The organism is Actimicrobium antarcticum (assembly GCF_039536745.1).
Lineage (GTDB): Bacteria > Pseudomonadota > Gammaproteobacteria > Burkholderiales > Burkholderiaceae_D > Actimicrobium > Actimicrobium antarcticum.
Genome location: NZ_BAAAZE010000008.1, coordinates 349,205 through 369,425 on the forward strand (window position 1 = coordinate 349,205; position 20,221 = coordinate 369,425).

At 60.7% G+C, this 20,221-nt stretch carries 22 protein-coding genes; 18 read left to right on the forward strand and 4 right to left on the reverse strand.

The features are described from left to right. The first annotated feature begins 185 nt into the window (after nt 1-185). The 5 genes from ABD720_RS09440 to ABD720_RS09460 all read left to right on the forward strand — a co-directional run bounded on the left by ABD720_RS09440 (nt 186) and on the right by ABD720_RS09460 (nt 6,092). The gene (locus ABD720_RS09440) at nt 186-1,376 is read left to right on the forward strand and encodes a substrate-binding domain-containing protein (protein WP_344763031.1); all 1,191 of its coding nucleotides are present in this window, start codon (nt 186-188) and stop codon (nt 1,374-1,376) included. Nucleotides 1,377-1,408: 32 nt separating this feature from the next. Continuing rightward, nucleotides 1,409-2,182, forward strand: a complete 774-nt coding sequence (locus ABD720_RS09445) for an ABC transporter ATP-binding protein (protein ID WP_344763032.1) — start codon at nt 1,409-1,411, stop codon at nt 2,180-2,182. Continuing rightward, nucleotides 2,179-2,922 (forward strand): ABC transporter ATP-binding protein, encoded by a 744-nt coding sequence (locus ABD720_RS09450; RefSeq protein WP_344763033.1) that lies wholly within the window; start codon nt 2,179-2,181, stop codon nt 2,920-2,922. The genes ABD720_RS09445 and ABD720_RS09450 overlap by 4 nt, the downstream gene beginning before the upstream one ends. A 1,128-nt stretch (nt 2,923-4,050) precedes the next feature. Continuing rightward, entirely contained in the window at nt 4,051-5,031 is a 981-nt protein-coding gene (locus tag ABD720_RS09455) for a branched-chain amino acid ABC transporter permease (RefSeq protein WP_344763034.1), read from the forward strand. Continuing rightward, on the forward strand, nt 5,028-6,092 hold the full coding sequence (locus tag ABD720_RS09460) for a branched-chain amino acid ABC transporter permease (protein WP_344763035.1): 1,065 nt from the start codon (nt 5,028-5,030) through the stop codon (nt 6,090-6,092). Before ABD720_RS09455 ends, ABD720_RS09460 begins: the two co-directional genes overlap by 4 nt. Before the next feature lie 26 nt (nt 6,093-6,118). On the opposite strand, the gene ABD720_RS09465 is transcribed toward ABD720_RS09460, so the two are convergent. Both ABD720_RS09465 and ABD720_RS09470 read right to left on the reverse strand, forming a co-directional pair. After that, complete coding sequence (locus ABD720_RS09465; protein ID WP_344763036.1) at nt 6,119-7,042, reverse strand: MBL fold metallo-hydrolase; 924 nt, start codon at nt 7,040-7,042, stop codon at nt 6,119-6,121. Then, entirely contained in the window at nt 7,035-7,265 is a 231-nt protein-coding gene (locus ABD720_RS09470) for a DUF1289 domain-containing protein (protein ID WP_344763037.1), read from the reverse strand. The genes ABD720_RS09465 and ABD720_RS09470 overlap by 8 nt, the downstream gene beginning before the upstream one ends. Before the next feature lie 127 nt (nt 7,266-7,392). Between ABD720_RS09470 and ABD720_RS09475 the strand changes: the two genes are divergently transcribed. Continuing rightward, complete coding sequence (locus ABD720_RS09475) at nt 7,393-7,647, forward strand: hypothetical protein (protein ID WP_344763038.1); 255 nt, start codon at nt 7,393-7,395, stop codon at nt 7,645-7,647. Between the two features lie 44 nt (nt 7,648-7,691). Here ABD720_RS09475 and ABD720_RS09480 read toward each other — a convergent pair whose 3' ends face one another. Then, entirely contained in the window at nt 7,692-8,132 is a 441-nt protein-coding gene (locus ABD720_RS09480) for a thioesterase family protein (protein ID WP_344763039.1), read from the reverse strand. A gap of 309 nt (nt 8,133-8,441) precedes the next feature. Between ABD720_RS09480 and ABD720_RS09485 the strand changes: the two genes are divergently transcribed. Then, nucleotides 8,442-9,572 carry a Fic family protein gene (locus ABD720_RS09485; protein ID WP_344763040.1) on the forward strand — a complete coding sequence of 377 codons (1,131 nt, stop codon included), beginning with the start codon at nt 8,442-8,444 and terminating at the stop codon, nt 9,570-9,572. A 96-nt stretch (nt 9,573-9,668) separates the two neighbouring features. On the opposite strand, the gene ABD720_RS09490 is transcribed toward ABD720_RS09485, so the two are convergent. Further along, the gene (locus ABD720_RS09490; protein ID WP_344763041.1) at nt 9,669-10,691 is read right to left on the reverse strand and encodes a TraB/GumN family protein; all 1,023 of its coding nucleotides are present in this window, start codon (nt 10,689-10,691) and stop codon (nt 9,669-9,671) included. Between ABD720_RS09490 and ABD720_RS09495 the strand changes: the two genes are divergently transcribed. The 11 genes from ABD720_RS09495 (at nt 10,647) to ehuD (ending at nt 20,209) form a co-directional block, all read left to right on the forward strand. Continuing rightward, nucleotides 10,647-11,351 carry a pyrimidine 5'-nucleotidase gene (locus tag ABD720_RS09495; protein ID WP_344763665.1) on the forward strand — a complete coding sequence of 235 codons (705 nt, stop codon included), beginning with the start codon at nt 10,647-10,649 and terminating at the stop codon, nt 11,349-11,351. The two genes, ABD720_RS09490 and ABD720_RS09495, sit on opposite strands and share 45 nt — an antisense overlap. 54 nt (nt 11,352-11,405) lie before the next feature. Continuing rightward, nucleotides 11,406-11,981 (forward strand): nucleoid occlusion factor SlmA, encoded by a 576-nt coding sequence (slmA, locus tag ABD720_RS09500; RefSeq protein WP_344763042.1) that lies wholly within the window; start codon nt 11,406-11,408, stop codon nt 11,979-11,981. Between the two features lie 42 nt (nt 11,982-12,023). After that, nucleotides 12,024-13,877: a chorismate-binding protein gene (locus ABD720_RS09505; protein WP_344763043.1), complete on the forward strand. Its 1,854-nt coding sequence runs from the start codon at nt 12,024-12,026 to the stop codon at nt 13,875-13,877. A 314-nt stretch (nt 13,878-14,191) separates the two neighbouring features. Beyond that, nucleotides 14,192-14,641: a MarR family winged helix-turn-helix transcriptional regulator gene (locus ABD720_RS09510; RefSeq protein WP_344763044.1), complete on the forward strand. Its 450-nt coding sequence runs from the start codon at nt 14,192-14,194 to the stop codon at nt 14,639-14,641. Nucleotides 14,642-14,762: 121 nt separating this feature from the next. Beyond that, on the forward strand, nt 14,763-15,293 hold the full coding sequence (gene ectA / locus ABD720_RS09515) for a diaminobutyrate acetyltransferase (RefSeq protein WP_344763045.1): 531 nt from the start codon (nt 14,763-14,765) through the stop codon (nt 15,291-15,293). A 47-nt stretch (nt 15,294-15,340) separates the two neighbouring features. Continuing rightward, complete coding sequence (ectB, locus tag ABD720_RS09520) at nt 15,341-16,633, forward strand: diaminobutyrate--2-oxoglutarate transaminase (protein ID WP_344763046.1); 1,293 nt, start codon at nt 15,341-15,343, stop codon at nt 16,631-16,633. Further along, complete coding sequence (locus ABD720_RS09525) at nt 16,630-17,034, forward strand: ectoine synthase (RefSeq protein ID WP_344763047.1); 405 nt, start codon at nt 16,630-16,632, stop codon at nt 17,032-17,034. Before ectB ends, ABD720_RS09525 begins: the two co-directional genes overlap by 4 nt. Before the next feature lie 15 nt (nt 17,035-17,049). Next, nucleotides 17,050-17,970, forward strand: coding sequence for an ectoine hydroxylase (thpD, locus tag ABD720_RS09530; protein WP_344763048.1), 921 nt, complete (start codon nt 17,050-17,052; stop codon nt 17,968-17,970). 62 nt (nt 17,971-18,032) lie between these two features. Further along, complete coding sequence (gene ehuB / locus ABD720_RS09535) at nt 18,033-18,878, forward strand: ectoine/hydroxyectoine ABC transporter substrate-binding protein EhuB (protein ID WP_344763049.1); 846 nt, start codon at nt 18,033-18,035, stop codon at nt 18,876-18,878. A gap of 12 nt (nt 18,879-18,890) precedes the next feature. Then, a complete protein-coding gene (gene ehuC, locus ABD720_RS09540; protein WP_425547950.1) occupies nt 18,891-19,547 on the forward strand; it encodes an ectoine/hydroxyectoine ABC transporter permease subunit EhuC in 657 nt (218 codons plus the stop codon). Continuing rightward, complete coding sequence (ehuD, locus tag ABD720_RS09545) at nt 19,544-20,209, forward strand: ectoine/hydroxyectoine ABC transporter permease subunit EhuD (protein ID WP_344763051.1); 666 nt, start codon at nt 19,544-19,546, stop codon at nt 20,207-20,209. The genes ehuC and ehuD overlap by 4 nt, the downstream gene beginning before the upstream one ends. Nucleotides 20,210-20,221 lie beyond the last annotated feature (12 nt).

Sequence of the window (20,221 nt, forward strand, 5' to 3'; positions counted from 1 at the left end):
CATTGCAGGCTTTCGGTGGCAATTGGTAGGGCTTCATTCTTGCACATCAGGTACGCCCGACCTATGCAAAATAGGCATGGAAATGCGGCGCTGCAGCAGCCTTGCTGATAGTAGTTTTACTACCTGTAATAAAACGTCAACCTCGCGTAATCTTCACCGCATTCACCCATCAGAGGATTGAAAACATGAGACACAACACTCCACACAGCCTGCTCGCTGCCACCGCACTGCTGCTCTGCGCCGCGCTCGTCCCGGTCGCTGCCAAAGACATCCGTATCGCCCACGTCTACGACAAGACCGGCCCGCTCGAAGCCTACGCCAAGCAAACCCAGGTCGGCCTGCAGATGGGACTCGACTACGCCACCGGCGGCACCATGACCGTCAATGGCAACAAGCTCGTGCTGATCGAAAAAGACACGCAAGGCAAGCCCGACGTCGCCAAGTCCCAGCTCGCTGCCGCCTACGCCGATGACAAGGCCGACATCGCGGTCGGACCGACCGGGTCCGGCGTCGCCCTGGCCATGCTGCCGGTCGCCGAGGAATACAAAAAAATCCTGCTGGTCGAACCGGCCGTGGCCGATGCCATCACCGGCGACAAATGGAATCGCTATATCTTCCGCACCGGGCGCAATTCGTCGCAGGATGCGATCTCGAATGCGGTCGCGCTCGACAAGCCCGGCGTCACCATCGCCACGCTGGCGCAGGATTACGCGTTCGGTCGCGATGGCGTCAAAGCCTTCCGCGAAACGCTGAAGAACGCCAAGATCGTGCACGAGGAATACCTGCCCACCAGCACCACCGACTTCACTGCCGGCGCACAGCGCTTGTTCGATTCCCTGAAAGACAAGCCGGGCCGCAAGATCATTTTCGTGATCTGGGCGGGTGCCGGCAATCCGTACAAGATCGCTGACCTTGACCCGAAACGCTACGGTATCGAGATCGCGACCGGTGGCAATATTCTGCCGGCGATGGCCGCCTACAAGAACTTCCCCGGCATGGAAGGCGCGACCTATTACTACTTCGGCATTCCCAAAAATCCGGTCAATAACTGGCTGGTGACCGAACACTACAAACGTTTCAAGAGCCCGCCGGACTTCTTCACGGCAGGTGGCATGGCGGCCGGTATTGCGCTGGTCGAAGCGCTCAAAAAAACCGGTGGCGATACCAATACCGAAAAGCTGATCTCGACCATGGAAGGAATGAGCTTCGAGACCCCCAAAGGCAAGATGACTTTCCGCAAGGAAGACCATCAGGCGCTGCAATCGATGTATCACTTCAAGATCAAGGTTGATCCGGCCTTCCCGTGGGGTGTGCCGGAACTGGTGCGCGAGATTGGCATCGACGAGATGAAACTGCCGATCCGAAACAAGCGCTGACCAGTCGCTGCGTACAGACTGACTTACCAGCCATGAGTTCCGGCATCTCCCTGGAAACCCGCGACCTGACCATCCGTTTCGGTGGTCACGTGGCGGTCAATGCGGTGTCGTGCGCGTTCGGGCCCGGCACGCTGACAGCAATCGTCGGCCCGAACGGCGCCGGCAAGACCACCTACTTCAACCTGATTTCCGGCCAGCTCAAACCGTCGGCCGGACAAGTGCTGCTGCATGGTCGCGACTTGTCGCACCTGTCGGCACCGGCCCGCACGCACGCCGGACTCGGGCGCGCCTTCCAGCTCACCAGCCTGTTCCCCAACCTGAGCGTGCTGGAAAATATCCGTCTCGCGTTGCAGTCGCGGCGCCATCTCGGGCTCGACCTGTGGCATGTCTGGTCGCATCACAAGGCACTCACCGAACGCGCCGAACAGGTGCTGGAAAGCGTCGCCCTGACGGCCCGGCGCGACCAGCCTGCCGCGGCGCTGCCGCATGGCGACCAGCGCAAGCTCGAAGTCGGCATGCTGATGGCGCTCGACCCGGCGGTGTACCTGTTCGATGAACCGACCGCCGGCATGAGCGTCGATGAAGTACCGGTGATCCTCGACCTGATCCGCCGGCTGCGGCTACAGGCCGACAAAACCATCCTGCTGGTCGAACACAAGATGGACGTGGTGCGCGAACTGGCCGACCGCATCATCGTGCTGCACAACGGCGCGCTGGTGGCCGATGGCGAACCGGAAGCGGTGATCGCCTCGCCGGTGGTGCAGCAGGCGTATCTCGGGCTGGCACCGGTCGAGGAGGCGACGTGAACGCGACGAACGACCAGTCCGACATCCTGCTGCAGCTCGACGATGTCCACACCCACATCGGCGCGTACCACATCCTGCACGGCGTCGACCTGGCGATCCCGCGCGGCCAGCTGACCATGCTGCTGGGTCGCAATGGCGCCGGCAAGACCACCACGCTGCGCACCATCATGGGTTTGTGGCAGGCCTCGCAGGGCCGCATCAGCTTCGACGGCCAGCCGATCACGGCGCTGGCCACGCCCGATATTGCGCGCTGCGGGATTGCCTACGTGCCCGAGAACATGGGCATCTTTGGCGACCTGAGCGTACGCGACAACATGCTGCTGGCGGCACGCAATGCACCTAATGCCGATGCCATCGACGGCAAACGGCTGGCATGGATATTCGGACTGTTCCCGGCGCTCGAAAAATTCTGGCTGCATCCCGCCGGCAAACTCTCGGGCGGGCAAAAGCAGATGCTGGCCGTAGCCCGTGCCATCGTCGAGCCGCGTCGCCTGATCCTGATCGATGAGCCGAGCAAAGGGCTGGCACCGGCCATGATCGCCAACATGATTTCGGCCTTTCGCGAACTCAAGCAGACCGACACCACCATTTTGCTGGTCGAACAGAATTTCAATTTTGCGAAGCAGCTTGGGGACTCGGTGGCGGTGATGGACAACGGGCGCATCGTGCATCGCGGTGCGATGGCGGAGCTGGCCGAGGATGCGGGGATGCAGGCGCGGTTGCTGGGGTTGTCGCTGTGAGTTGAGGTGGTTGGCAAAATCGGGTGGTGTGGCTTTTGCGAAAGTGGCGCACCGAAGAAGCGAGTTTCCGGGGTCAGAGTTTTTTTTCGCAGGCCGTATCGCGAAAATTACTCTGACCCCGCAAACGGATTGCGGAGTGCAGTCGTGGCGCACCTGCAGCTGCGGTCGCGGTCAGCGTGCTCCGTAATTCGCAAGCAGGGTCAGAGTAATTTTCGCGGTGAAGCATTGCGAAAAAAAACTCTGACCCTGGTTGCTGCTGGTGTGGTTTGCGACGGTTGGCAAAAGCGGGTTGCTGTCGCTGTGGTTTGCGGCGTTTGGTAGAAGCGGATCGCTGTCGCTGTGACTTGCGGCGGTTGGCAAAAACCGATGGTGTGATCTTTTCGGAAGTGGCGGGCCGAAGAAGCCAGTTTCCGGGGTCAGAGTTTTTTTTCGCAGGCCGTATCGCGAAAATTACTCTGACCCCGCAAACGGAGTGCGGAGTGCAAAGCGTCGCGCACCGGCAGCTGCGGTCGCGGTCAGCGTGCTCCGTGACTCGCAAGCAGGGTCAGATTAATTTTCGCGGAAAGGCATCGCGAAAAAAAACTCTGACCCTGGTTGCTGCTGGTGTGGTTTGCGGCGGTTGGCAAAAGCGGATTGCTGTCGCTGTGACTTGAGGCGGTTGGCAAAAACGGGTGGTGCGGTCGTTGCAGAAGTGGCGGGCCGAAGAAGCCAGTTTCCGGGGTCAGAGTTTTTTTTCGCAGGCCGTATCGCGAAAATTACTCTGACCCCGCAAACGGAATGCGGAGTGCAAAGCGTCGCGCACCGGCAGCTGCGGTCGCGGTCAGCGTGCTCCGTAACTCGCAAGCAGGGTCAGAGACATTTTCGCGATGAAGCATTGCGAAAAAAACTCTGACCCTGCTTGCTGCTGGTGTGGTTTGCGGCGGTTGGCAAAAGTGTATTGCTGCTGGTGTGGTTTGCGGCGATCGGTAAAAGCGGTTTTCCGCGAAGGGAATACGGCACGAGGGAAGTTTCCCTGAATGCGAGTGACGAGTCAGCGTCGGACTACGTTCCATCGGCGCGGCATCATGACGCAACAAGCAATACCCAACCTAACACGATAGACATCAATCGGCATTCACCAGGACCACCATGACAGATCGCCCCGCCCTGATACCACTCTTGCTGGTGCCCGTACTGATACTGGCCGCCTTGCCGCTGGTCGGCTCGGTGCCTACCTGGATCACGCTAACTGCCGCCGGGCTGGCGATGGGCATGATCATCTTCATCATCGCCTCTGGCCTGACCCTGATTTTTGGCCTGATGGATGTGCTCAATTTCGGTCATGGCGTCTTCATCGCACTCGGTGCGTTCGTGGCCGTGTCGGTGCTGGGCCTGATGCCGGACTGGGTCAATGCCGACAATCTGCCGCGCAACCTGATGGCACTCGGCCTGGCGATGGTCGCCGCCATGGTGGTCGCTGGTGCAGTGGGTTTTCTGTTCGAGCGTGTGATCGTGCGGCGCGTCTATGGTCAGCATCTCAAGCAGATCCTGATCACGATGGGCGGCATGGTGGTCGGTGAAGAACTGATCAAGGTCATCTGGGGCGCGCAGCAAATTGCGCTGCCGTTGCCGGCCGCCTTGCGCGGTGCGCTGGTGCTGGGCGACGCCGCCATCGAAAAATACCGCGTGCTGGCCATGGTGGTCGGCCTGCTGGTCTTCGCCAGCATGATGCTGGTGCTGAACCGCACCAAGCTCGGCCTGCTGATCCGCGCCGGCGTGCAGGATCGCGAGATGGTCGAGAGCCTTGGCTACCGGATACGCCAGCTCTTCATCGGCGTCTTCGTGGCCGGTTCGGCGCTGGCCGGGCTGGGCGGCGTGATGTGGGGGCTGTACCAGCAAAACGTGATTCCGCAGATGGGTGCGCAGGTCAATGTGCTGATTTTCATTGTCATCATCATCGGCGGATTGGGCTCGACCGGCGGCTGTTTTCTGGGCGCGCTGCTGGTCGGATTGCTGGCCAATTACACCGGCTTCCTGGTGCCGAAAGTGGCGCTGTTTTCCAACATCCTGCTGATGGGCGCGATCCTGCTGTGGCGCCCGCAGGGACTTTTTCCGGTGACCTCGCGATGATCGCCCGACTGCTCTCACATGACCTGCCGCGCAGCCGCGTACTGACCGCGCTGCTGTTGCTGATCGTGCTCGGACTGGCGTTCGCGCCGTTTGTTTTTCCGGGAGCGAAGGCACTCAACGTCGCCGCAAAAATCCTCATTTTCATCGTGCTGGTCGCCAGCTACGACCTGCTGCTCGGCTACACCGGCATCGTCTCGTTTGCGCACACGATGTTCTTCGGCATCGGCGCCTATGGCGTGGCGATTGCCAGCACGCGCATGGGGCCGGGCTGGCTGGCATTGCTGGCGGGGGTGGCCGTGGCACTATGCCTGTCGCTGGTGCTGTCGCTGCTGATCGGGCTGTTTTCGTTACGGGTGCGGGCGATCTTTTACGCCATGATCACGCTGGCGGTGGCGGCGGCCTTCCAGACGCTGGCCTCGCAATTGTCCGAGCTCACGGGTGGTGAAGACGGCCTCAGTTTCAAGCTGCCCGAGATGCTGACACCGGCCTTTCGCCTGAGCGAATCGACGCTGTTCGGCGTCACGCCCGATGGCCGGCTGATCACGTATTACCTGCTCTTTGCCACCACCGTGGTGCTGTTCCTGATGCTGCTGCGGATCGTCAATTCGCCATTCGGCCGGGTCCTGCAGGCGATCCGCGAAAATGATTTTCGGGCCGAAGCGATCGGCTATCGCACGGTGGTTTTCCGTACGCTGTCGAACGTGCTGGCCGCATTGTTTGCCACCCTGGCCGGCGCCTTGCTGGCGATCTGGTTGCGCTACAACGGCGCCGATACCTCGCTGTCGTTCGAGATCATGATCGACATTCTGCTCATCGTCGTCATCGGCGGCATGGGCACGCTGTACGGCGCGGTGTGCGGGGCCACGCTATTCATCCTCGCGCAAAGCTATCTGCAGGACCTGATGGGGCTGGCCGCGCGCGCCACCGAGAGCGTGCCGCTGCTGTCGGCCCTGCTGTCGCCGGACCGCTGGCTGCTGTGGCTGGGGGTGCTGTTTATTCTGTCGGTGTATTTTTTCCCGACTGGCATCGTCGGCAAATTGCGTAGCTGGCGCGGCAGCTGAATGGCGGCCGCGCGTTTTTCAACCCGTCAACCCTGATTCGACAGCATCGGCCCGTTCACGCTAGCCGCACCCACACGCACCAGCTGCGCCACCGCCCAGCTGGCCAGTGCATCCATCGGCTGCTGCAAAAAACGCCGGTTCGATTGCTGCACGAGCGGCATTGCGCCCAGCAGCACCGGCACCTCGGTCAGCACGATCTGCTGGCGTTCCAGCAGCAGGAATTTCAACAGTACCTTGATCGCATTCTGCGCATTGCGCACCGGGTCCGCGGCCAGGTAGTCGAGTCGCGAGAAGGCGGTGGCGAGCGCCTTGCCAACGTCTGAAAACGGCGCGCCATGACCCGGAATCACCAGCCGTACATCGAGCCCGGCGATCAGTTCCAGCGTGGCCCGCGCTTCGGGAAATCCGGACGCGCCATCGAGCTCCGGAAAGATCACGCCAAAGCCGTTCTCCCACAGCGCATCGGCAGAAATCAGGATGCGCTCTTCGGCGCAATACAGGATCAGCGAATGCGGATCGTGCCCCGGCGCACCCAGCGCCTGCCAGTCGAGATCACCGAGCCGGATCACGTCATCCGGCGCCAGCGTGGCATCGAAACCGAAGCGATCGCATTGCTGGCCGGTGGCCGCAAAGCTCAGCGCCTCTTCGTCCCAGTCGCGCACCTTGTCGGCTTCGCTGGCCGGGATCACGGTGCGGCAGCCGTAGTGTTTTTGCAAGGCAGCGTTGCCACCGCAATGATCCGAATGGAGATGGGTATTGACCAGCAGGTCGAGTGGTCGGCCCTGCAACGCATGCGCGACCAGCGCCAGTGTTTGCGGCGCATGGGTCAGGTAACCGCTATCGACCAGCGCGGTCTGCTGATCGCCGGAAAACAGGATGTTGTTGGACGAGAGCCAGCCGCGTTCGAAGACGCGCATCGATGGCGGCAAAGGGTGGCGCTGGTCAACCATGCGGCGTCGCGTTACGGCGCGCATTGATGGCGCGCCAGATCGCGCGCCGGGTGCCTTCGGTCGCGCTGCCCCAGGCCATGATTTCGGGGATGGTGCGCTGGCAACCGATGCACAGGTCGGTGCTGGTATCCATCTGGCAGACGCTGATGCACGGCGAGGGCGCAGGCCCGGTTGTCGCGACGGGATCGAACCGGATAGTGGGCGGCGATGCGGGTGGGCTCATGGTGTCTGCGGCGGCGTTGCGGGATGGTGATTATGCCCGGTTGCCGGGAAGTATGCGGACCATGTGCAGGACACGCGCAGCGTCCGTGTTAGGCTGGACCGTGCTTGTTCATGTACAGGAGACCACAATGACTACCGAAACGATAGGCGAGTACGAGATCGAATTTACCGGCGTTGCACTACCCGGCACCGACGGCTGGGCCGCCCACCTGACCATCCACGGACCATCGGCCAATCCGATGCATCAGAATACGACCTTTGCCGAACAGCGCGTCGCCGTTGATACCGTCTTCCCGGATGCCGCCTCGGCCGAAGCCGAAGCACGCGGCATCGGTTTGTCGATGCTTGAAAAAAGCAGTCAGCCGGGAACGACGCCGACCTGAGCTGGTCCGCGCTGCCTGCATGGCGATCGATGTCGCAACGCAGATCACGCCTGGCTGCGTGATCCGGCGGCAGCGATTTTTGTTGCCAGCTTTGCGTTGAATTTATCTGGCGTAATCACCACGCGCTCATGCGTGCCTTCGGTGATCTTGTCCTGTTCATCCCAGCCTTCCACCCGAAAGCTGATACGCCGTCCATCGACGCCGGTGACCTCGCCTTTCATGGTCAGCGTCATCCCCGGCGGCGTCGCAGCGAGATGGTTGAAACTGACCATCGTCCCCAGACTTTGTTCGCGCGGCCAATCGAGGTACGGAATGATCCCTTGCAGGCAAGCCAGCTCCATCAACCCCACCATGTAGCCGGTCGCCAGCACATCCGGCATCTCGCGGCAAAAATCAACGTCGTGGTACAGGTTCGGTACCGTCGCGCGGTCGGGGACGATGGCGGACCAGGTGAAGGTCAGGCCGGGTTTCAGGTCGGGGTGCATGGGAGGTCTCTTGGTTGAATTGGTGTTGCGGCAGTATGCGCGGTTGTGGGCCGTCCTGACTCACGGACACGTATGTCGCACGGCTGCTCCACAACTCAGTACAAGCCCAAACCTTCAACACCCTCCGCGACACCCATCTCCAAGGCCTGATCTCCGGCCAACTGCGCCCGCCTGAGGCAGACGCAGTAACCGAAGCAGTGGCTGAGCGTGTTAAAGCCCGCTTTAATTGATTGTGGCGGTATTAAAGAATGCTTTAATATGAAGATTGGCCATTAAAGAAAGCTTTCGCATGTGCGCAGCGTCGGCACCATGATCACCTCTACCGCCCTGGGGGAATCCGTTCAGGCTTTTGTGCCGCATCCCTTGCCTCCGGCGAATCCGGACCTGGATGTGCGGTCTTTTGCGTCACGCAATCAAGCGGCTGAATTCGCCCTGGCGCGCTTGGCTGGCGTGTCCGGGCTGGTGCCGTCGGTGGAGTGGCTGCTCTACAGCGCCATCCGCAAGGAAGCCTTGCTCACTTCCCAGATCGAGGGGACGCAAGCCACGCTCACTGACCTTTTTGATGAAGAGGCCGGCTTTGCCATCAGTAACACCGATGATGTGGAAGAGGTCACCAATTACCTGCGCGCCTTCCGCAAAGTACAGGACAACTTGCGCGATCCCGCCGGTTTGCCGATCAGCGTACGCCTGCTGTGCGAGGCGCATCGACTGTTGCTCGATGGGGCGAGAGGCGGCGGCAAGCAGCCCGGCGAATTGCGCCGTTCGCAGAACTGGATTGGTGGCACCCGACCCGGCAATGCGGTCTTTGTTCCGCCACCGGCCGAACGGGTGGCCGACTTGCTGGCTGATATGGAACGGTTCATTCATGCACCCCAGTCACCGACATCGCTGCCGCCACTGGTTCGCATTGCACTGGTACATGCCCAGTTCGAAACCATCCACCCGTTTTTGGATGGCAATGGCCGTATCGGTCGCTTGCTGATTGCTGCGCTGATGGAGCACTGGGAGCTCCTGCGGGAGCCCCTGGTCTATCTCAGCGGCTATCTAAAGCAACATCAGGCCGAGTATTACCGGCGACTTTCCCGTATTCGCAATGCGGGTGACTGGGAGAGGTGGGTGTCTTTTTTTCTGGAAGGAGTGGTCGTCGCGGCGACGGACGCCGAGCGCAATATCGTCGCGATTGCCAGTCTGATCGCTGCGGATCGCCGCCGCCTGCTGGCCGAACCCAAAAGCACACCGGCGAGTTATCGCCTGTTCGAGATGTTGCCGATGATGCCGCGCTTTTCCATTGAGCGGGTGCGACTCGCGCTCGACACCAGCTTCCCGACGGCCAACGCCGCCGTCAAGGTGTTGCAGGAGTTAGGCATCGTCTCCGAACTGACCGGGCAGAAGAAAAATCGTTGCTACAGTTATCAGGCCTACATCGAGCAATTGGCATGACCGAAGACCAGCCCGAACACGAAGATTTCGGCGGGCGGCTGAGTCAGACTATCCAGCCATCCGCGGCCTGAGCATTGCGCCCGATGACGGTGTCATTCAATACACCTTCTCCACCCGATACCCGCGCCGCGCCAGCAACGCCGGCACGCCATCTTCGCCCACCAGATGCAGCAATCCTATCGCCACAAAACTCGACGCTTCCCGCGCCATCAATTGCCCGATCACCTGTGCCATCACAGGATTGCGCTGCCCCAGCAAAATCCGCCGCGCGAAATCCGCCGTGACGGTCGTCTCGGCCAGTTCGTCGCGCAGCAGATGCTCTAGCATCGCACCATCGGCACGACCCCAGGCGTTCATCATGGCGCGGGCCTGTTGCTGCATTTTTCCGCTGGTGATCGATTCCAGGCATTCACGCAGATACTGCTCTTGCTGGCTGGCGTCGAGCGTGTCAAAAAGGCCTAGCTGGTAGTCCGCGCTTTCGAGCGCCAGTACCGGTTTGCCGGCCGCCTTTGCCAGCAGGTGTACTTCGATACCCAGCTCGCGCGCATAGCCGGCCTGCTCGAGTGCGACGGCCAGCAGGACGTTGGCGATGGCCCAGGGTTTCATGCTGGTGACGGTATTGAGAGGTACGCCCAGCCGGGTCAGTACCGGTTGCAATTGCGCGAAGGTGGACGGCGACACGACCCGGTCGATGGTCTGCGGTGCGGGCAGCAGGCCATGTCTGGCGAAGGCCGCCTGCAGCGCCGGCTGGTCTGCAGGATCGAGTTCGAGTACCAGCGTGCCGGCCCGGGCGAGTGCCTGCATGACGGTGGGCTCGAGCGGATAGAATGACGCATTGCCGACATGCACCGTGCCGAACAGCCAGGCGGTGTGGCCTGGTCGCCCGTGCTGTTTTGGCTGTGTGATGCGATACAGCGTGCCGCGCCGGGGGATAGGCTGTGCCGCTGACTGCGCTGCGGTGATGACCGCTACAGCCGGTTCGGCCAGGGCCGGAACCTGCCACCAGCCGAACAGAAATAACGTAATCATCGTAATAACCATCAAGGTGCGACGCATGAACTCTTTCAGAAAAAAATCACTGTGCTGACCTGGCTCTTCGATCTCGACAACACGTTGCATGATGCCTCGCATGCGATCTTCCCGGCGATCAGCGCCAACATGAGTCGCTACATTGCGCAAGTGCTGACCGAGGCCGGTGCGCCGGCCAGCAACGCCGATGTCGAGACGGCACGGGTGGGTTACTGGCAGCGTTACGGTGCCACGTTGCTGGGCATGGTAAAGCATCATCAGGTATGCCAGGACGACTTCCTGCGCGAGGCCCATCGGTTCGATGACTTGCCGGCCATGATCCGCGCCGAACGCGGACTGGCCGGTCTGCTCAGGCGCCTGCCCGGCCGCAAGATCCTGCTGACGAATGCGCCGCAGCGGTACTCGAAAGACGTGATGCGCCACCTCGGCCTGCAGCGCCATTTTGCCCGCCATATCTCGATCGAATCGATGCGGGTGCATGGCAAGCTGCGGCCCAAGCCATCGCGCCAGATGCTGCGCGCACTGCTGGCGCGCGAAGGCCTGCATGCCAGTCGCTGCGTGCTGGTCGAAGACACCGCCGTAAACCTGAAAGCGGCACGCCAGATCGGCATGCGTACGGTCTGGGTCACGCAGTATTTGCCGGGCGGACCGAATCCGTTGCCGTCCGGCTTCATCAAGCGTCCCGTTTTCGTCGATGTCAAAGTAAAATCCGTGAAGCAACTATCCGGCAAGCTGCACCGGCTGCGCTAGCCCGACAGGGCTGCCGGCGTTTGCAGCATAGGCACTGTCACCAACGGGATCACCATGGGCCGCACCAAACCGGGCGAACGCAAATTGCACATCCTGCAAACGCTGGCGGCGATGCTGGAACAACCCACCGCAGAAAAAATCACGACGGCGGCGCTGGCGGCCCGCATCGATGTCTCCGAAGCCGCGCTGTACCGGCATTTCGCCAGCAAGGCGCAGATGTTCGAGGGCCTGATCGACTTCATTGAATCGACCGTGTTCGGCCTCATCAACCAGATCACCATGCAACAGGAAAACGGCCTGTCCCAGGCGCAGGCGATCGGCGCCATGCTGCTCGAATTTGCCGCGCGCAATCCGGGCATGACGCGTGTCCTCACCGGCGATGCACTGGTCCATGAAAACGTCCGGCTGCAGGCGCGCATGAACCAGTTCATCGACCGCATCGAACTGGCCATCCGCCAGGCGCTGCAGCTGGCGGTCACGCAAGGGCAGGCCAGCGATGCCGAAGTGGCATTGCGCGCTAACCTGCTGACCAGCATGGTGCTCGGGCGCTGGCAGCGGTTTGCCAAGTCGGGATTTCGTCATAGTCCACTGGACGATGCGCCGGCGCAGATCGTGCTGATACTCGGGTGATGCCCTACAATTTCGTTCCCCTTGATGCCTTGTGTCCAATTGATGTCTGCTCCTGAATGTACTGACTGCTTTGCGCTGCTCGATGATGCGACGTCCGGCGCAGCCGAGCCCTGTTCGCGGCTCTATACCGGCTGGCTGCGCTCGCTCTCGTGCGACACGCTCGACGCCTTGCCGGCAATGCTGGAACAACTCCAGCAGCCGGGCCAGCACGCAGTCGTCCTGATGACCTATGAACTCGGTGCTGCCATGCATCAGGTCGCGCCGCATCCGAGCGCACCAGCGTTGGCGCAGGTGCTGTTGTTCGCACGGTGCGAGCGCTTGTCCGCGCAGGCGGTCAGCGCCTGGCTGCAGGCACGCGCCGACAGCGCCCCGGCCGGTATCGCCAACGTCCGCGACAGCGTCGACCAGGCCACCTTCAGTGATGCCATCGACCGCATCCGCAGTTACATCGCCGCCGGGGATACGTATCAGGTCAATTACACCTACCGGGTGCGCTTTGACGCCTTCGGTGCGCTGGCGTCGCTCTACCTGCGCTTGCGCACGCGTCAGCCGGTGCCGTATGGCGCGCTGATCGCGCTGCCGGATGGCACGGCCGTCATGTCGCTGTCGCCGGAACTGTTTGTCCGGCATGTGGATAGCACGTTGCTGGCGCGTCCGATGAAAGGTACCGCACCAGCTACCGGCGATGCGGTGCAGGATGCGTTGAGCGCCGCGCAGCTTGCCGCCGACCCCAAGAACCGTGCCGAAAACCTGATGATCGTCGACCTGCTGCGTAACGACCTCAGCCGCATCGCGGTACTGGGTTCGGTAACCGTGCCGCGCCTGTTCGAGGTAACCCGGTTCTCCGACGTGCTGCAAATGACCTCCACGATCACGGCCCGCTTGCGACCCGATGCCACTCTGGCCGGGGTGGTCGACGCGCTGTATCCCTGCGGCTCGATCACGGGTGCGCCCAAGCATCGCACCATGCAGATCATCCGTGAACTGGAACCCGATCCGCGCGGCATCTACACCGGTGCCATTGGCTGGTTTGATGCACCTGCCGCACCGGCCGCGCCGGCCACGGCGGGGCAGGTGGGCGACTTCTGCCTGTCGGTGCCGATCCGCACGCTGCTGCTGCAGGCACCCGATGCGGCAGGAATCCGGCGTGGCGAAATGGGCGTCGGCGCCGGTATCGTGCACGACAGCGTCGCCGCGGACGAATACGCCGAATGTGCGTTGAAGGCTGGATTTTTGACCGGCATGCCGAACGACTTTGCGCTGTTCGAAACGATGGCGGTCACGCGCGGTGGTTGCGCTCTGCTGGAGCGGCATCTGCGGCGGCTGGCGGCGTCGGCTGCGTATTTTCATTTTGCGATGGAGGACGTGGCGCTGCGCCAGACGGTATCGGCTGCCTGCGCGGCACTGCCGGATGACGCGACGTACCGGCTCCGGCTGGCGCTGGATCAGCATGGCCAGTGCACGTTGCAGACCGGCCTGCTGCACCCGCTGGCGGGCACGGTGCGGTTGCTGATCGCGCCGCAATCAACCGACTCGACTGACCTGTTCCTGCGGCATAAAACCACCATGCGCGCTTTGTACGACCAGGCCTGGCGGGCGGCGGAAGCGCAGGGTGCGTTCGATATGCTGTTTTGTAATGAGCGTGGCGAAGTCACCGAGGGTGGGCGTACCACGCTGTTCGTGTTGCTCGACGGGCGCTGGTACACGCCGCCATTGTCAGCTGGCGTGCTGCCGGGTGTCATGCGGGGGAGTTTGCTGGAGGATCCGGCGTGGTGTGCGAGCGAACGGACGCTGACGCTGGAGGATGTGCGGCGGGCTGAGAAGCTGGTGTTGTGTAATGCCTTGCGGGGGGTGCTGCCGGCGGAGCTGGTGGCTGCCAGTCCGGCTGCCGTGTGACTGCGGCTGGCGGTGCTGTGTTTGAATCAGGGGGCATTCATTGTTCGGCTAGCGTTCCGTTGCCGAATTGTAGGTGGGCACGATGAGGCCTTGCCCACGTAACGTTCGCGCGCAGGGTGCGTCACACCGGGCCAAGCTGCGGAAACACGATTTAATAAATTCAGTACGAATCATTTGATATACATTGATTCTGGTTGACATAAAAATTTAAAGGCGTATGTTGAACGCATTGCAAAAGACGTTGCCCACAAAAGCGAAGTTATTTCCGGCAGCGCCATAAAAAACAAGATCAGGAAAACAATCGGGTGGTTGCCATGAGCGATGCTCCAAGTTTCGTTGCCAAAAGTGATTCCCTCCGTATTTTGCAAAGCATGCGGCGGATCGCACAGCGCGTTGAGCAGCATTCCAAGCATCTCAATACGACTCACGACATTACGTCGCCGCAACTGATTGCCTTGCTAGCCATTGCGCAACTCGGGCCAAGCACCCTGAAATCGATTGGCCTGGCGATCCATTTGAGCCCAAGCACTGTGGTGGGCATCGTTGACCGGCTAGAAGAAAAAAAATTGGCCATCCGGACCCGCGACGCACTTGACCGCCGCAACGTGTTTGTTGCATTGACCGTCGAAGGCCAGCTGCTTGCCGACGACGCGCCGTCGGCAATGCCGCCCGGCTTCGTCAGTGCGCTGCACGCGATGCCCGAAGAAGACCGGTTGGCGCTAATGGCGATGCTGGAGAAATTCGCAGCACTGCTGGAAGTGTGATGTCACCAATGGGATGACCAGATGACCGACCTTTTGCACGGTCGGAAAAGTACCAATCTTTACTCTTTTACGCCGGTTTAAATTTATCCGCCAAATGTGTTATCCGACGAAAGGACAGCCCATGAATGAAAAAATTATTGAAAAACAGTCAGAGAATCACCCGCCAGCGATACGCCTGGTAAGAAAAAACGATGGTGCGGCACTGCACGACTTGATCGCTGCCTGCCCGCCGTTGGATCTCAATTCCCGCTACGCCTACCTGCTGCTTTGTCACCATCACGCACAGACCAGTGTCGTCGCGGAACAGGATGGCATCATTGTTGGTGCCGTGACGGCCTACCTGCCGCCGGACCAGCCCGATACCTTGTTCGTGTGGCAAGTCGCCGTCGCCCCGGCAAGCCGTGGGCAGCGACTCGGCAAGCGCCTGCTCGACCATTTGCTGCAAGCCGTTCGACCCCGCCATCTGACGCGCTGGATTGAAACCACCATCAGTCCCGATAACGCGCCGTCCCACCAGTTATTTACCAGTTTTGCATTGCAGCACGATGCGGGCTGCGTAATAACCACTTTGTTTGCCGCCGGAGATTTCGGTGAAAGTGGTCACGAAGAAGAGCGTCTCTACAAGATCGGTCCCCTGGACCGCAAAGACTGACTCAACGACGTTCTTCACCATCCATCCCATCCGTAAGGAGAAGCCTGATGCGTATATTTAACCGACTGGAATCAGAGGTTCGCGGTTACATCCGTTCCTTTCCAACTATTTTTACTAAAGCCCGGAATGCTGTACTGACCGACGAGAGCGGCCAGGAGTACATCGACTTTCTTGCCGGCGCCGGGAGCCTGAACTATGGCCACAATAATCCGGTCATCAAGAAAGCCTTGATCGATTATCTGGATACAGACGGCGTCGTGCACGGCCTCGACATGGCGACTACCGCCAAGAAACAATTCCTGCACACCTTCGAAGACCGCATCCTCAAGCCGCGCAAGATGCAGTACAAATTGCAGTTCACCGGCCCGACCGGCACGAACGCCGTGGAAGCCGCCATCAAGCTGGCCCGCAACGTGACCAAGCGCCAGAACGTGATCTCATTTACCAACGGCTTCCACGGCGTCAGCCTGGGTTCGTTGTCACTGACGGGTAACCAGAAATACCGCGAAGCATCCGGCGTTACCCTATCCAATGTGCACCACGCACCGTACGCCGGCTACTTCGGACCGGAGGTCGACACGATTGCCATGCTCGACAAACTCATTGCCGATCCGAGTAGCGGCGTCGATCATCCTGCCGCCGTCATTGTCGAATCCGTGCAAGGCGAGGGCGGTCTGAATGTCGCTGGCCTGAACTGGCTCAAAAAGCTGGAAAAACTTTGCCGCCGCCATGACATCCTGCTCATCGTCGACGATATCCAGGCCGGTTGCGGTCGCACCGGTACCTTCTTCAGTTTCGAGCCGGCCGGCATTTCTCCGGACATCATCACGCTCTCGAAATCGTTGTCCGGCTATGGCCTGCCGTTTTCGATGGTGCTGCTCAAGCCCGAATTCGATATCTGGAAGCCAGGTCAGCACAACGGTACCTTCCGCGGTAACAACATGGCGTTCGTCACTGCGGCAGCCGCACTCGATCACTACTGGAGCGACAGCAAGTTCCAGACCTCGATCGAAAAGAAAAGCCAGACCATGACGACTTACCTCGACAAGCTGGTCAAGAACTATCCGGCAGCCGAAATGACCCGTCGCGGTCGTGGCCTGATGCAGGGACTGGCTTTCAAGGATCCCGAGCTGGCTGACCGCATCACCACGCTGGCCTTCCAGAACGGTCTGATCATCGAGACCTCCGGCGGCAATAGCGAAGTCATCAAGTTCCTGGTGCCACTGACGATCGAACCGGAGAACCTGCTGGCAGGGCTGGACATTCTCGAGCAAGCGCTGGCCGACACCGTCAATCTGCTCAGTACCACCGATGCCGAAGAAAGCGAGGTGACCGCATGATAGTGCGCCGCCTGCAAGATATCCTCCATACCGAGCGCGACATCGTCACCGACACCTGGGCCAGCCGTCGCCTGCTGCTGAGCGAAGACGGGATGGGATTCTCGATGCACGAGACCACCATTTTCGCTGGCACCCAGACCCACATCTGGTACAAAAATCACTTCGAGGCCGTGTACTGCGTCGAAGGCTCCGGCGAAGTCGAGCTGATTCCTTCCGGAGAAGTCTTCCGCATCGAACCCGGCACGATGTACGCCCTCAACAAGAATGACCAGCATTGGCTGCGTGCCGATGCCGGTGGCGACATGCGTGTCGTCTGTTCCTTCAATCCACCACTGGTCGGTACGGAAGTCCACGATGCCGACGGCGTGTATGCCGTCGCCGCAGATACCGTCGCCCGATAAGAGAAAGGATTCCCCATGCTGTTATCCCAAGACGCTTACAAAAGCCGTGCGCAGAGCACGGCGGCCATCCTGAAACGCAATGAACCGGTCGTCTACGACGAGCTCATGACCAGCAGCGCCCCGGCACTGAACACGGCGCAGCGCGATGTCTACCGCGAGAACGGTTTTCTGATGTTGCCCGACCTGTTTTCAGCCGACGAAGTCACCGGCCTGTACGACGAAATGCAGCAGATGCGCGGCGACTTTACTGCCACCGGCCGCGCCGAAGTCATCGCCGAGCCGGGCAGTGGTGAAGTGCGCTCGATCTTCGATGTCCACAAGCTCAATGCGCTGTTTGCCAACCTCGTGCGCGACCCGCGCGTGCTCAACGTTGCCCGTGAAATTCTCGGCAGCGAGGTCTACATCCACCAGTCGCGCATCAATTACAAACCGGGGTTTACCGGCAAGGAGTTCTACTGGCATTCGGACTTCGAAACCTGGCACACCGAAGACGGCATGCCGGCAATGCGTGCGCTGAGCTGCTCTATCCTGCTGACCGACAATAGCGACCTCAATGGCCCGTTGATGCTGATTCCGGGTTCGCACCGGCACTTCATTTCGTGCCTTGGCGAGACCCCTGAAGACAACTACAAGAAATCCCTGAAAAAGCAGGAGGCCGGCGTGCCCGACGATTTCCTGTTGCGCTACCTGTCGGATCTGGGCGGCATCAAGTCCTGTACCGGCAAGGCCGGGTCGGTGGTCTTTTTTGACTGCAACACGATGCATGGCTCGAACGGCAATATCACGCCGTACCCGCGCAGCAATCTGTTCTTTGTCTATAACAGTGTCGAGAACCAGCTGCAGGCACCGACCGACGGTCTGGCACCACGTCCCGGGTATATCGCCGTACGCGATGATGTCAACGCACTGGAGCCCGAGCCATTTGTCATGGCCTGACAGCAGCCTTCCGCATCGTCCCGCACGGTGCGGTCCGTCCTTCAACATCGAAAGGCATTGTCATGAAAACCCCTATTCAACTCCCCGCTCTTGCCCTGTTTGCCGTTGCCGCACTGACCCTGAGCTTGCCCGCCAGCGCCGAAACCACACTGGAGCGCATACAGCGCACCGGTGAAGTCCGCGTCGCGTATGCCAACGAGGCCCCATTCGCCTACACGCTCGCCAACGGCAAGGTCACCGGCGAATCACCGGAAATCGCCAAGATCATTTTTGCCAAGCTCGGGGTGCCCAACGTCAAGCCTGTGCTGGTGGAGTGGGGCAGCCTGATTCCGGGTCTGATGGCGGGGCGTTTCGATGTCATCGCAGCCGGCATGTATGTCACGCCGGAACGCATCAAGCAAGTTTTGTTCACTGATCCGCATTACCAGCTGGCCGACACGCTGCTGGTGGCGAAAGGCAATCCGCGCAAGTTGCGCAGTTATGCCGATATCGCCGCCAATGGCAAGGTCCGGCTGGCGGTGATGGCAGGTACTGCCCAGTATGCGTACGCCATTTCTGCCGGCATACCGGAAAGCCGCATCATGCAGGTGCCGACCACGACGGCGCAATTGCAGGCAGTGCGTACCCGTCGCGCTGATGTTGCCGTCGGGACCGCGCTAACCATGAAAGCGCTGGCTGTCAAAGGGGGCGCGCGTGTCGCTGCCACCACCGACTTTGCCGATGATCCATCGCATATCGGTTACGGCGCACTGGCGTTTCGCCAGAGCGACCAGACACTGCGCGACGCCGTCAATGGCGCGTTGCAGGAATGGCTAGGCAGCCCCGAGCATTTGGCCACCGTCGCGCCGTTCGGTTTCGACAGCAGCAACCTGACCAAGAAAACGGTCGCCGAGATCGCGGCGCAATAAGTGCGTGACACATTGACGACCCTGATGCCTCTTCTGCTTCAGGGAACGCTAGTCACGTTGCGCATTACTGCATTGGCCGCAGTGCTGGCGACGGCACTGGCGCTGCTCGCTGCCGTGGCCAAGTTGTCGCCATGGCGCGGTTTGCGCTGGCTGGCCAATGCCTATATCGAAGTGTTTCGCGGGACCTCGCTGCTGGTGCAGCTGTTCTGGTTGTTCTTCGTGCTGCCGCTGCCACCGTTCGATGTGCGGTTAACACCGTTCTCGGTCGCGGTACTTGGCCTGGGGCTCAATATCGGTGCCTATGGTGCCGAGGTCATGCGGGGTGCATTGAGCTCGGTCCCGCGCGGACAAATCGAAGCGGCGGTGGCGCTGAACATCTCGCCGTTTCACCGCTTCTTTAACATCGTGCTGCCGCAGGCACTGGCCAACGCGATTCCGCCGTCGACCAACCTGCTGATCGAACTGCTCAAAGGCACGTCGCTGGTCTCGCTCATTACCCTGGCCGATCTGACTTTCCGCGCCAACCAGCTGGTCGAAGCGACTTTCAGGACCACGGAGATTTTCACGATTGCACTGGTGATTTATTTTGTGATTGCGCAGGTGATCAACTTGCTGATGCGTCTGCTTGAGCGTCGGCTGACACGCGGCATTGTCAGGGGGCATGCATGAATAACGACACCCTGTTTGACTGGCAATTTGCCTGGCAGATATTGCCTGACCTGCTGCATGCATCGCTGACGACCATCGGCATCACGCTGGTGGCCTTCGCACTGGCGCTGGTGCTCGGCCTGGTGCTGGCCATGATGCGACGTTCCCGGCTGCGTCTGGTTTCGTGGCCCGCCACCGCCGTCATTGAATTCATCCGCAGTACGCCGTTGCTGATCCAGCTCTATTTTCTGTTCTACGTACTGCCCGACTACGGCCTGACGATGTCGGCACTGACGGCCGGCATGGTGGGACTGGCGCTGCATTACGCGTGCTACGTCGCCGAGGTGTACCGGGCCGGTCTGGACAGCGTACCGCGCGGTCAGTGGGAAGCGGCCAAGGCGATGAGCCTCGGTCCGTGGAACGTGTATCGCAGCATCGTCCTGCCGCAAGCCATCCGTCCCATCGTTCCGGCGCTGGGCAACTACCTGATTGCGATGTTCAAGGACACGCCGGTACTATCGGCCATCACGGTGGTTGAACTCATGTTGCAAGCCAAGAATATCGGTTCGCAATCGTTTCGCTACATCGAGCCGATCACGCTGACTGGTATTTTCTTTCTGCTCATCAGCCTGGTGGTCGCGATGCTGGTACGCCGACTCGAAGCGCAATTGCGCATGCCATAAAGGACACCTGAA